Here is a 13,319-nt window from a genome sequence, read left to right as displayed (position 1 = left end):
GCCCGAGGGCGCGGAGCGGGTAACGAGTTACTGATAGCCTTCCGGGAAAGGGTTGGGCTCCATCAGCTCTTCAGTCTCATAGATCACGTCGAACTGGCCATCACGTCGGGCTTTGCCGATACGCAACTTGGACCAGAGGTGATGATTGTCGTGAACCTTGACGTAGCCTTCCGGGGCGGTGGTCAACTCGATGCCCGGCGTGGCCTCACGGACCTTGTCGATATCGAAGGAGCCAGCTTTCTCAACAGCCGCCTTCCACAACCAGGGGCCCAGATAGGCGGCCTGTGTTACGTCGCCGATCACAGAGTCTTCACCCCAACGCTCTTTAAAGGCTTTGACAAAGGCCTCGTTGTTGGGGTTGTCCAGGCTCTGGAAGTACTTCATGGCCGAGTAGGCGCCCTCAATGTTCTGACCGCCGATACCCAAGACTTCATCCTCGGTGACAGAAATGGTCATCAGCGTGAAGTCTTCACTGGTCATATCCAGACCGGCGGCGCGCAGCTGCCGATAGAAGGCCACGTTGGAGCCACCGACAATAATGGCGTAGACCACATCGGGCTTACGCAGGCGAATACGGTTGATCACGGAGTTGAAGCTCGTGTGCCCGAGCGGGAAGTAATCCTCTCCCAAAACCCGACCACCGAGATGCTCTTCGATATGAATACGCGCGATCTTGTTGGAGGTGCGTGGCCAGATGTAGTCTGAGCCCAGCAGGTAGAAGGTTTCCGCGCCTTTTTCACGGTGCACCCAGTCCAGCCCCGCAAGAATCTGCTGGGTGGCCTCCTGCCCGGTGTAAACCACGTTCGGCGACTGCTCCAGACCTTCGTAGAAAGTCGGGTAGTAAAGCATATTGTTGTAGCGCTCAAAGATCGGCAGCACGGCCTTACGCGAGGCCGATGTCCAACAGCCAAACACTGATGCGACGTTGTCCTGACGGATCAGTTTTCGCGCCCGATCCGCAAAGGTCGGCCAGTCACTGGCACCATCTTCCTGAATGTACTGAATCTGCCGACCAAGCACACCACCCATGGCATTGATCTGTTCGATGGCAAGAATCTCCGCTTGCACCGACCCTTCTTCACTCAGGGCCATAGTGCCGGTAACCGAATGCAGAATCCCGACGGTGACCGTGTCATCGGTCACCGCCAGCCCCGTAGTGTTGACTTCAGCGGTGGGGGGCTTTTCGGCCCAACTGGGTACCGACAACATCAGCGTCGCCGCGAACGCGGCAATGCTACCGGCCATAAGGCCTCGGCGAGTGAGCCCTTTGAAGGGGCCTTGGGTTTTTGACATGTTCATGGCGGTTCCTCGTTCAGGTTAGCGACAGGACTTTTGTCCATGGTCACCATTGTGCGTGGCGACCACCTCGCTGCCCATTCGACAAATACCCCAAGGCAGTACGTTATTTGACGCATGGCGTCGGACGCAGAAAGGTTTTACAACTGGGGGTTGAGCGCAACGCTGCGCGGGGGACTACTGGCACATAAATTGACTGGGCACTTGTCAGGCTGCCTGATTTCGCCAAGGCACAGGAAGATTGCCCGCGCAGCCCCAAAAACGTGCGACAGCACAGGGCACTTTTCATCAGATGCGACTTTTTGGGGCAAGCAACGTCTTATGACAGCGAAACAACATATTTTTCGTGTACGGCGTAACTACAACCAATGGGTGGCCAACGAAACCCTGGAAGATTATGCATTGCGCTTTACGGCCAAGAGCGCCCGACGCTGGTCGTCGAGCCGGGTTGCCAACACCGCCCTGGGCGCCATTTCCTTTCTCGCGCTCGAGGCCATTGGCGGGGCCATCACCTTACAGTACGGTTTTGCCAATGCGGTGGCTGCAACCCTGGCCGTGGGTCTGGTCATTCTCCTGACTGCCATTCCGATCAGCTACTATGCCGCCCGCTATGGGGTCGACAGTGATCTGCTCACCCGGGGCGCCGGCTTTGGTTATATTGGCTCAACGGTTACCTCTCTGATTTACGCCACCTTCACCTTTATTTTCTTCGCCCTTGAGGCGGTGATCATGGCCATGGCGCTGGAGCTGTTGTTCGGCGTGCCCCTGATCGCGGGCTATCTGTTGTGCGCCGTCATGATCATTCCCCTGGTCACCCACGGCATCACCCTGATCAGCCGCTTTCAGCTGTGGACTCAACCGGTCTGGGTGACACTGCAACTCCTGCCTTTTGTCTTCATCATTTATCTGGACGCCAGAGCGGTGGACGACTGGACCCAGTTCGCCGGGCTCAATACGGTCGACGGAGCAGGGTTGAACCTGCTGATGTTTGGCGCTGCGGCCGGAGTAATGTTTGCACTGATTGCGCAAATCGGTGAGCAGGTGGATTTTTTGCGTTTCGTTCCCGAGGCCCGTCCGGGCAATCGGTTGCGTTGGTGGGCGGCAATCATGGCCGGGGGACCGGGCTGGATAGTCATCGGGGTAATCAAGATTCTCGCGGGCTCGTTTCTGGCGGTGCTGGCCCTGAGTCACGGCGTCAGTGCGGATGAAGCCGCCGATCCGACCCGTATGTATATGGTGGCATTCAGCTATATCACCAGTTCACCTCAGGTCTCTCTGGCCGTCGCCGGCATTTTTGTCATTCTGAGTCAGGTCAAGATCAATGTCACCAACGCCTACGCCGGCTCCATCGCCTGGTCCAACTTCTTCTCTCGGCTGACTCACAGCCACCCGGGCCGCGTCGTCTGGCTAGTGTTCAATGTCAGTATCGCGCTGCTGGTCATGGTACTCGGTGTTTACGAAGCCCTGGAAGCAACACTGGGTTATTACGGTATCGTCGCAATCTCCTGGGCTGGCGCACTGGTCGCCGATCTGGTGATTAACAAACCCCTGGGGTTCTCGCCCAGACACATCGAATTCAAGCGCGCCCATCTTTACGACATCAACCCGGTAGGGCTGGGGGCCATGCTGAGCGCCACCCTGGTGGGGTTCATCTGCCTGAGCGGCACCGTGGGCGATGTGGCGCAAGCGCTCGCACACTTCATTGCCCTCGGCATCGCACTCGTGGTCGCACCGCTGATCGCCTGGGCCACTGATGGAAAGTACTACATCGCCCGCGACCCGGTTTTGATCCACGGCGAAAATGACGGTCGGGTCGGGTGTTCGGTGTGTGAGAACCGTTTTGAGCCGGAAGACATTACCCATTGCCCTGCCTATGCTGGCCATATCTGTTCGCTGTGCTGTTCGCTCGACGCACGCTGTGGCGACGCCTGCAAACCCGGCGCGAGCTACTGGGAGCAGTTGCACAGCATAGCGCGGCCCTTGGTGCCAGCGGGCGTACTCGACCGGATCAATTCCCGCATGGGCCACTTTATCGCCCTGATGTTTCTGGTCAACGGCTTGTCAGCACTGCTGCTGTCGCTGATCTACTTTCAGGCCCCGGTCACTGACGCTATCGCGATGACCCTGATGGCTGGCACTTTATGGAAAGTATTTTTTATTCTTCTGATCATCACCGGCGTCATCAGCTGGCTGTTCGTGCTCGCGCACGAAAGTCGCGTTGTCGCGCAGGAAGAGTCAAGCCGTCAAAACCGTCTCCTGACCGAAGAAATTGAGGCCCACGAGGTGACTGACCGAGCCTTGCAGTGTGCCAAAGAGCAGGCTGAATCCGCAAATCAGGCGAAGAGCCGCTACCTGACCGGAATCAGTCATGAGTTGCGCTCGCCACTCAATGCGGTTCTCGGCTACGCTCAGCTGCTGGAAAAGGACCCCAGCATTCCGCCGGAGCGACGCGAAGCGCTGGGCGTCATCCGTCGCAGCAGTGAGTACCTGTCAGATTTGATCGAAGGTCTTCTGGATATTTCGAAGATCGAAGCCGGGCGTCTGGATCTGCACAAGAACGAGATGCGCCTGGATCTGATGATGGATCAGCTGGTAACCATGTTCCAATTACAGGCCCGCGACAAAGGTCTGGCCTTTGACTTCTATTGCCCCTACCGGCTGCCCCACAAAGTCCGGACTGATGAGAAGCGCCTGCGTCAAATTCTGATCAACCTGCTGTCCAACGCCATCAAGTACACCGACCAGGGCGGCGTCACTCTGACTCTGCGGTATCGCAGCCAGGTGGCGGAATTCATCATTGAAGATACCGGGGCGGGGATTGCAGAGGACAACCTGGAACGTATCTTCATGCCCTTTGAACGCGTCAGTGCGCCAGGCAATGGAGCCAGTGGTACCGGCTTGGGATTGACCATCACCAAACTGCTCACCGAAATCATGGGCGGTGACATCTCTGTCAGCAGCCAGCCCGGCAAAGGCAGCTGTTTTAAAGTTGCGCTGATGCTGAGCAGTGTCAGCAGCGCCGACAGTATGCCCGAGCCGGCAACCCAGCGGCCGTTGCTCGGCTACGAGGGCGAGCGAAAATGTATCGCCATCATCGACGACGAACAATCTCATCGGCAACTGATGCGCACAGCGCTGATCCCATTGGGGTTCGATGTGGTTGAGGTCAGCGATCCCGGTCATGCCCTGCCAATTCTTGAGCGCCGCCCAGCCGACCTGATTATGCTTGACGTTTCCATGCCCGGCATCAGCGGCTGGCAATTACTGACCCAGTTGCGGGCGCGTTTTGCGGACACCCCGGTGGTGATGGTGTCAGGCGACGCCAGCGAAGGACGTCATGAGGCCGATGAGCGCCCGGACCATCACGGGTATTTTGTCAAACCCATCCGGCTCGACCAGTTGTTCGAACACATGGGCCGATTACTGGGTCTTCAGTGGCGCCATGACACTGGCTCAAGCACACCGGCCGAACACATTCAAACCCAGACACTGGACGGTATACGTCTGCCCGAACCCCACCACATCCGACACCTTCTGGGGCTCGCGGTGATTGGCCACCGTAAAGGTCTGCTCGAATCCCTGTACGAGCTGCGTAAAAGCTCCCAGGGCAACGACACTTTTTACACCGAACTGATTCGGCTGACCAATGACTTTCAATTTGACACCATTAAAAAATTGCTTCAGGTGACTGACAATGCCTCTACCTAAAAAGCGCCCCGAAACCGTTTTGGTTGTGGACGACTCCCTCGACAGTATCCGCATGATCAACGACGTGCTTGAGCAAGCGGGAATGACCGTACTGGTCGCGCTCGAAGGCTCGCAAGCGCTCAACATCACCCGCAACATAAGCCCGGACCTGATTCTTCTGGACGCGGTCATGCCCGGTATGGACGGCTTCGAGGTCTGCCGCCAATTGAAAGCCAACCCGGCGCTGGCAGACTGCCCGATCATATTCATGACCGGCCTGAGCGATACCGAACATGTGGTGATGGGACTCAACGCGGGCGGCGTCGACTACATTACCAAACCCATCAATCCCGACGAGCTGGTGGCGCGCATGCGCGTGCACATGGCCAATGCTCATATGGCGCGCAGCACACGGGTTGCCCTTGACCAGGCCGGGCAACTGCTGTTTGCGGTGGATGATGCAGGGCAGCTGCTATGGGCGACGCCGCAAGCACGCCAGAAAATGCACGCCTGTGGTTTACTCAGCGAAGCGGCGGGCACAGACTTTTGCCAGGCACTACGCACCTGGATTGCGCACGAACCCGCGCCCGGACATCTGCTGACAACCGACAGTGAACGGCCTTTGACGCTGGAGTTTCTGGCCAACATTTCGACACAGGAGTACCTACTCCGACTGAAAGCCAATGCCAGCCCCAGTGAAGCCACCGAGCGTCTGCGCGAGCACTTTGCGGTGACCGGACGGGAAGCGGATGTGTTGCTGTGGATCGCCAACGGAAAGACCAATCGGGAAATTGGTCAGATTCTGGAAATGAGTCCGCGTACGGTGAACAAACACCTGGAGCAGATTTTTAAAAAATTGGGGGTAGAAAACAGAACGGCGGCCGCAGCCGCCGCGATTCGGTGCCTGACCCGGGCATAACGTCAATGCCGGGTCAGCACACGCAAACCATTAATCATCGTCCAGCTCTTCTTCGATTTCATCGCGGGTGTCATCCCAGGAATCCTGCGCATCCTCAATGGTATCGTCGATGTTTTCGCCGGCCTCTTCGGCGGGACCCTGATTGTCGCAGGCCGCGAGCAGCGTGCCCCCCATCAAAGCCAGGACAAACGCCAGGGCCAGGGTACGAAACTTACTCTTGCTGTTGTCGTTCATGAATATCATCCTCTTGATCGTCTGTGGCCAGCACCGGTTGAACCTCCGGTGCTAAAACACAACGCTCATGTTGAAAGTTCATGCCAAAACTTGCGAGTAACGCCTACAACGCTAGACCAGAGTGACAGAAAAATCCAGCTTTTTACACACACTTTCACGCATTTGGCGCCCAACTCCTCAGAAAAGGGCTCATTATGAAAAACTGGAAACTTTAGGCGCTTGATCTAGTCTTGGTATCAAGGTCGCGCGAAGTATCGCGCAACGCCGTGACCGACGTGAAGTACTCCCCATTCACTCTTAAAAGGAAGACATTATGCTTTCATGGGCGTTAGTATTTCTTATCATTGCCGTCATCGCCGGGGTTTTGGGCCTGAGCGGCATCGCAGGTGTCGCCACCAATATCGCTTGGATACTGTTTGTCGTAGGCCTGATACTGGCTATTATCTTTGCCATCACAGGTCGGCGCCCACCGCCGCCTTGACGATCACTGTAAATAAAAAAGGGACCGCTCAGCAGGCGGTCCCTTTTTTATTTGTACTTCTCGATACGCGCGTGCACGCCGATGTGAGCCCCCACAAACCCGCCGGCAACGGCGGTACTCAAAACCCTGCCATCAAGATTTTCCGCCAACCGTTGGCGTTCAGCTTGACCCGCGACCCGGTAGTAAAACCCAATGTCGCCCTGATCGCCCACCACGAACAGTTCGATCGCCCGGGCACCCTCGATATGGGTTGTCGCTATCTCGGCGGCTGACTCCCCGGCGGCCTGCTCCAGAAATAGCCGATAGCCATCTTCAGAGGCGCGCTCAAGACCAAGATAGTAATGGTGACTTTCGTTCTGAAAGACCGCCAACCCTGCCGACATGCCCTCAGCCATAGGCAGTTGCAGTTCGGTGCTGGCCTGATAGCGCCCGTGCGCCTGACGCCGAGCCAGGAACGAGGGCTGCGCCCGATCCGCCAGGGTCAGACGCTGGGGTGCCAGTATCAACTGCCCCTCGCGTTGACGGTACCACCGGGATTCAGACACCCGCAGCCTACTCCACTCGAACGCGAGCTGCGCGGTATCAAAATCGTCGCGCCACGTGAAGTTTCCGGTGCGCGGCGGCAGTGTCTTGTCCCACTTCGGCAGGTCCGGACGCGTGAGCCGCATAGGGACCTCGGTTTGCGCACGCAGAATAATGGGCCAATCATCCTCCCAGGCAACCGGCAGCAAAAAGGTCTCACGGCCAGTGTTATGGTGACGCCCTTCGTAAGTCCGGGTCGCGAGAAAGACGGCCCACCAGTCGCCGTCAGGCAGCTGCACAAAATCCGCATGTCCAGCACTGTTGATGGCGTTGTCACGGTCAACCGGCAAGTCGCGCTGAGTCAGAATGGGGTTGTTTGCGTAGGCTTCAAAAGGCTCATCGAGGCTGCGCGAGCGGAAAATGACCTGCGAGTGTTCGTGCCCGGTACCGCCCTCGGCCGCCGTCAGGTAGTACCAGTCGTTGTGCTTGAAAATGTGCGGCGCCTCGATCCAGACTGGCTCGTCTTCAATCGTGACACCTCCATCCACCAGCAACCGACGCGGAGGGATCACCGCGCGCGCCTCAGGATCATACTCCCACAGCCACAGCGCCCGGTGGCCCTCGTACAGAGGCTCATCATCGGGCGGGCCATCGTTGTGGGCAATATAAATCCGCCCGTCGTCGTCAAAGAAAATGTCCGGATCAATACCGCCGACTTCCGGCAACCAGATGGGATCCGACCAGGGGCCAGCGGGATCTTTCGCGGTGACAATAAAATTGCCTCCGGCCCAGACGCCGGTGCTGATCACGTAAAAGGTGCCGTCGTGATAACGGATCGTGGGCGCAAAGATGCCCTCGGAGACCTGCCGCTCGTCGAGCAACAACTGATCGGGCCGGGTCAGCACGTGACCGAGCTTGTCCCAGTTCACCAGATCCCGGCTGTGGAAAATGGGAATTCCCGGACTCCACGCGAACGATGAATGGATCATGTAGTAGTCATCGTCGACCCGCACAATGCTCGGATCAGGATAGAAACCGGCGATGATCGGATTCTGGAATTCATCCTCGGCCAAAGGCTCGGCGAAAATGTCATCCTCTCCGCGATACTCAAACCAGTTGAACCGCGCGAGCGGGGCGATGTCGGTCGGCTCCGAGGCGGTCGGTTCAGGCTGATCCTGACAGCCCACCAGGCACAGCACCAACACGATCCCCCCCAAGCTCAAACTGTTGCGCCAACGCATTCGGTGTTCCCCATTATTTATCGGAATGCGTGAACGTTAGCGCGTTATAGTTACTGTGACAATATTGGCGCGACGGATTTTACACTTCTAGACACAGGCGCTCGGGAAATTAACAATCCCGCTCACGCAGGGCGTCCGCCACGCCCATCAACGCCGGCTTGGGTGTAAGGTCGTCGTTAAACAGCAAGGGGCGCGCCTCGACGCCATCGTCAAAAAAGTGGTCAATCAGCCAGCTGTCGCCATCGGCCAACCCCCACACGGTGACCCCGCCACGCAGGGTCTCAGGCACCGCCTCAAGATAGGCTTCAACCACCTGGCAATATCGCCGGCGTTGGGCATCGGCGGCGGCTTGGGTAAAGCTTTCATAATCCACCTGACCCGAAAATGGGTTGTTGATGGGAATATCCAGCTCAGTGATTTTGACTTTCAGCCCGCGCTCAACCACCTGCTCGAAAGACGCGCGAATATTATTGATACTTGGCCACCCCAGCTGGATATGCATCTGAAAACCAATCCCGTCGATGGGAATATCACGCGCCTGAAAGTCGTCCACCATATCCAGCACCGCCGCCAACTTGCCATCGTTGGGCACAAGGTTGAAGTCGTTGTAATAAAGGTCAGCGCTGGGATCACCGGCACGGGCAGCCAGGAAAGCGGTTTCGAGGTAGCCTGGGCCCTCGGCCCGCTCGTAGAAGATCGACGCATCGCCGTCGTTCCAGCAATTTTCAATGCCGGTCCGGTACTCACCGCTATCCAGGAACGCCTCATTGACCACATCCCAGCTCTCGACACTGCCCGCAAACTCGGCAGCAACGGTCTGAATATGGGTGGTCAGTTGATCCAGGAAAGTATCCCGGTCACCGTCGAAGTCGCGCACCCACTGGGGCACCTGATAACAGGAATGCCAGAGCAGCGCGTGGCCGTGAAGGGTCATCCCCTCAGCCTCAACATAGTCACGCAGGGCGTTGGCCTCACCGTAGGTATAGCTGCCCCACTGGTTGTGCAGATAACTCATCTTCATGATGTTGCCGGCGGTGAGCTGGTTGAAATGCTGCTCGATCACCGCCCGCTCCTGGTCCCCCCGCTCGCCCGAGCGAAGGATACTGCGGCTCTCGCCCCCCGCAGACACAGCGATGCCCACGGGGAAATCGGCGAGCGCGTGTAAGTGGTCGAAATCCAGCTCGGCAGTCACCCCGGTAGGTTCCGCGGGCCCGTCGTCCGGCTCGCCGTTGCCGTTACTATTCCCGTTGCCGGCGCCATTGCCATTGGTCGCGTTGCCGTTGCTGGGCCCGCCCGGCGTATCCAGAGGGTCGGACGAACTGCTGCCACAGCCCGCCAGGCTGAACATCACCAGAAGCAATAAGAAAGTTTTCATAGGTCACCGTAGGTTATTGTGCATTATTGTTGAGGCGCCAAAAGCCACCTTAAATTCACTTGGACTATATGGTGTTTAGCCTATAAGACCCGGCTCGCAATTACAAGGGAATGAGGCTTAGCAATTGCACTCCCCCGCCGCTTTCGGTAACTTGCGCCTTTTGATCATCAAGAGGTTTATGCCCCCATGGCGCAATACGTCTACAGCATGAATCGGGTTGGCAAAGTGGTGCCCCCGAAACGCGAGATTCTCAAAGATATCTCCCTGTCCTTTTTCCCCGGCGCCAAAATCGGCGTTTTGGGTCTGAACGGCTCGGGTAAATCGACCCTGCTGCGGATTATGGCCGGCGTGGACAAGGACTTTAACGGCGAAGCCCGGCCCATGCCGGACATCAAAGTGGGCTACCTGCCCCAGGAGCCCGCACTGGACCCCGAGAAGGACGTGCGCGGCAACGTTGAAGACGGCCTGCGCGAAGCCGTAGACGCCCTGGCAGGGCTGGAAGAGGTCTACGCCGCCTACGCCGAGCCCGATGCCGACTTCGATGCCCTGGCCAAGCGCCAGGGCCAGCTGGAGGACATCATCCAGGCCTGGGACGCCCACAACCTGGAGCACAAGCTGGAAGTGGCCGCCGATGCCCTGCGCCTGCCGCCCTGGGATGCGGACGTCACCAAACTCTCCGGGGGCGAGCGCCGCCGGGTCGCCCTGTGCCGGTTGCTGCTATCCCGCCCGGACATGCTGCTGCTGGACGAGCCCACCAACCACCTGGATGCCGAGAGCGTGCATTGGCTGGAGCAGTTCCTGCAGAGTTTCCCCGGCACCGTGGTGGCCATTACCCACGACCGTTACTTCCTGGACAACGCCGCTGGCTGGATTCTCGAACTGGATCGCGGCTACGGCATTCCGTACGAGGGCAACTACAGCACCTGGCTGGAAGCCAAGGAACAGCGCCTGGCCCAGGAGTCCCGCTCCGAAGCCGCCCACCAGAAGGCCCTCAAGCAGGAACTGGAGTGGGTACGCCAGAATCCCAAGGGCCGCCAGGCCAAGAGCAAGGCGCGCCTGAATCGCTTCGACGAGTTGCAATCCCAGGAATTCCAGTCCCGCAACGAGACCAACGAAATCTACATTCCGCCGGGTGAGCGCTTGGGGGACAAGGTGATTGAGCTGGAAAACGTTACCAAGGGCTACGGCGACCGCCTGCTGATCGACAACCTCACCATGAGTGTGCCCAAAGGCGCCGTGGTCGGGATCGTCGGCGGTAACGGTGCGGGTAAATCCACCCTGTTCCGCATGATCGCCGGCACCGAGCAACCGGACAGCGGCACAGTCACTCTGGGCGAGACCGTCAAGGTCGCCTATGTGGAGCAGAGCCGGGAAAACCTGGAAGACAAGAAAACCGTCTGGGAAGCCATCTCCGACGGCCAGGACATGCTGCGCATCGGCAACTACGAGGTGGGCTCACGCAACTACGTGGGCCGCTTCAACTTCAAAGGTTCGGATCAACAGAAACGCGTGGGCGAATTGTCCGGGGGGGAGCGTGGCCGCCTGCACCTGGCCCACACCCTGAAGCAGGGCGCCAACGTGCTGTTGCTGGATGAACCCTCCAACGACCTGGACATTGAAACCCTGCGCGCCCTGGAAGACGCCATTCTGGCTTTCCCGGGCTGCGTTCTGGTGATCTCGCACGATCGCTGGTTCCTGGACCGGATCGCCACCCACATCCTTGCTTATGAAGGCGACTCGGAAGTGGTGTTCTTCGAGGGTAACTACACCGAATACCACGAAGACTTTGTCAAACGCAAAGGCGAAAACGCCCAACCGCAGCGGATGAAGTACAAGCCGTTGAAGTAACCGCAGCGCCGGCGGGTTTGATCCTGCCGGCGTTTCATTGACGCTGTTTGATCGCCCCCAATAACGGACAACAGGTGATCCATCATGAGCAAGGAATACTGGCATCATCTTTGGCTGGGATTAACTCTTGGCTTTCTTATCAGTTGCGGCCCACAATCCGACACGCCTTCGCCAGAAGGCGCCGAGCGGAACGGCCAGCTCATCTTCGGCGGCGACGTTTTTCTCACTCGCTACGCTCACGTGCCCATTGATCGTCACGGTTACGACCACCCCTTTGCCGGCATTCAGCATTGGCTGGATGACAGCGACGCGGTACTGATCAATCTGGAGGCGGTACTCAACGCCCAGGGGCGAGCGAACAGTAACAAGGGCGAGCGCAGTCCGTTTTTGTTTCGCGGACGGCCGGATCTGGCACAGGTGCTGCACAGCGCCGGGGTCACGATGGTCACCGGTGCCAACAACCATGTAGGGGATTACGGCCCCGAGGGTGTCGCCGAGCAGTTGGAGATTCTCGCCGCAGCGGGCATCGAGGCCACCGGCATTGGTCAGTCCTGGCGCGACGCACGCCGCTACCGGCGAATGTCTGTGGGCAACCTGGTCGTGGCGGTGATTGGTGTGGATTCCACCATGCCCCACTTCAAAGCTGGCTGGCGTCGACCCGGCACCTTTTATCTGGACGAGCGCCGGCCGAATGCCTATGTGCGCGCCGTGCATCGGCAGGTGCGTCGGGCACGGAGAGAGTCCGACCTAGTACTGATGACCGTACACTGGGGGCCAAACGGTGCGGACCGACCCACGGAAGAGCGACGCGAACTCGCCGCACGATTGATTCGCGAAGCGGGTGTGGACGCGATCCTTGGACACAGCGCCCACAGGATTCAGGGTGTTGAAGTCATCGACGGCAAGCCGGTTGTCTATGATGCCGGCAATATGCTGCTCGACTACCGGGGCAGCACCTGGGAGGCGCAATCGCTGTTATTTGAACTGAGCCTGACACCGGGCGGCGTCAGCGAGATTGTGTTTCGTCCCATCCAATTGCACCACACCCGCACCGTACCGGCGGAAGGCGAAATCGCCGAGGCTATCATGGAGCGACTGATCACGCTGAGCCGGGAGTTTGACGCCGACTTCGCCGTGCAGGACAACCGCCTGAAACTGCCTCAGCGAGACACTGCGACAGCGGGCAAGCATTCACTGGAGCCGCTGACGGTAAGCTCACTGCCGTCACGGGACAGTGTTCACCCTGCCGCCCTGGTTGACCAACTGCCCGACGACCTGATCCCCGTGAACCACGTCTTCAGCAACGGCATGACCCTGCTCGGCGTCCGCCCGGTGCCAGCGGAGGTCCAGCACCGTTACGGCTTTTTTGTGACCAGTTACTGGAAAACGGATAGCCCTGTGCACCAGTCTGCACTGATTACCGTTCGCCTGCGACCGGACGACGAAGGCCCTGTCTGGGCCAATCGCGATACCTATCGCTTCCACCAGCCGGGCGACTGGTCCTACCCCACAGACCTGTGGCAGCCGGGTGAGATTGTTGAAGATCATTATTTTGTGCGCGGACATCAGGGTGCGGCCATCACCGAGCACGGCATCTATCTGGGCGTTGATGTGGGTGGCCGGTTGTTGGGGGAAGTGCGGATTGGAGAAATCACAGTCGTGCCTTAGAAAGGTATTACGCTTCCGATTGGCATTGGCTGCCACATTGTCGGATTA

At 58.6% G+C, this 13,319-nt stretch carries 9 protein-coding genes; 5 read left to right on the top strand and 4 right to left on the bottom strand.

Annotated elements, in window-relative coordinates; genetic code table 11:
- Positions 1-27 precede the first annotated feature (27 nt).
- Positions 28-1,299: an urea ABC transporter substrate-binding protein gene (gene urtA, locus DKW72_RS12675; RefSeq protein WP_111642753.1), complete on the bottom strand. Its 1,272-nt coding sequence runs from the start codon at positions 1,297-1,299 to the stop codon at positions 28-30.
- 318 nt (positions 1,300-1,617) lie between these two features.
- Here urtA and DKW72_RS12670 point away from each other — a divergent pair, with 318 nt between their 5' ends.
- Together DKW72_RS12670 and DKW72_RS12665 are read left to right on the top strand one after the other, a co-directional pair.
- On the top strand, positions 1,618-5,004 hold the full coding sequence (locus tag DKW72_RS12670) for a hybrid sensor histidine kinase/response regulator (protein WP_111642752.1): 3,387 nt from the start codon (positions 1,618-1,620) through the stop codon (positions 5,002-5,004).
- The gene (locus DKW72_RS12665) at positions 4,991-5,902 is read left to right on the top strand and encodes a response regulator transcription factor (RefSeq protein WP_111642751.1); all 912 of its coding nucleotides are present in this window, start codon (positions 4,991-4,993) and stop codon (positions 5,900-5,902) included. Before DKW72_RS12670 ends, DKW72_RS12665 begins: the two co-directional genes overlap by 14 nt.
- A 30-nt stretch (positions 5,903-5,932) precedes the next feature.
- Here DKW72_RS12665 and DKW72_RS12660 read toward each other — a convergent pair whose 3' ends face one another.
- Entirely contained in the window at positions 5,933-6,136 is a 204-nt protein-coding gene (locus DKW72_RS12660; RefSeq protein WP_111642750.1) for a hypothetical protein, read from the bottom strand.
- A 313-nt stretch (positions 6,137-6,449) separates the two neighbouring features.
- Between DKW72_RS12660 and DKW72_RS12655 the strand changes: the two genes are divergently transcribed.
- A complete protein-coding gene (locus DKW72_RS12655; protein WP_111642749.1) occupies positions 6,450-6,617 on the top strand; it encodes a DUF1328 domain-containing protein in 168 nt (55 codons plus the stop codon).
- 47 nt (positions 6,618-6,664) lie between these two features.
- Here DKW72_RS12655 and DKW72_RS12650 read toward each other — a convergent pair whose 3' ends face one another.
- Both DKW72_RS12650 and DKW72_RS12645 read right to left on the bottom strand, forming a co-directional pair.
- The gene (locus DKW72_RS12650) at positions 6,665-8,380 is read right to left on the bottom strand and encodes a glycoside hydrolase family 43 protein (protein ID WP_111642748.1); all 1,716 of its coding nucleotides are present in this window, start codon (positions 8,378-8,380) and stop codon (positions 6,665-6,667) included.
- Between the two features lie 109 nt (positions 8,381-8,489).
- Positions 8,490-9,755, bottom strand: coding sequence for an endo-1,4-beta-xylanase (locus DKW72_RS12645; protein ID WP_111642747.1), 1,266 nt, complete (start codon positions 9,753-9,755; stop codon positions 8,490-8,492).
- A gap of 186 nt (positions 9,756-9,941) precedes the next feature.
- Between DKW72_RS12645 and ettA the strand changes: the two genes are divergently transcribed.
- Positions 9,942-11,603: an energy-dependent translational throttle protein EttA gene (gene ettA, locus DKW72_RS12640; RefSeq protein WP_111642746.1), complete on the top strand. Its 1,662-nt coding sequence runs from the start codon at positions 9,942-9,944 to the stop codon at positions 11,601-11,603.
- A gap of 84 nt (positions 11,604-11,687) precedes the next feature.
- A complete protein-coding gene (locus DKW72_RS12635; protein WP_111642745.1) occupies positions 11,688-13,271 on the top strand; it encodes a CapA family protein in 1,584 nt (527 codons plus the stop codon).
- The last annotated feature ends 48 nt before the right edge of the window (positions 13,272-13,319 follow it).

The sequence above is a fragment of the Marinimicrobium alkaliphilum genome, assembly GCF_003259155.1.
GTDB lineage: Bacteria > Pseudomonadota > Gammaproteobacteria > Pseudomonadales > Cellvibrionaceae > Marinimicrobium_A > Marinimicrobium_A alkaliphilum.
Note: the sequence above shows the minus strand (reverse complement) of the source record. Positions and strands in the feature narration are given on the sequence as shown.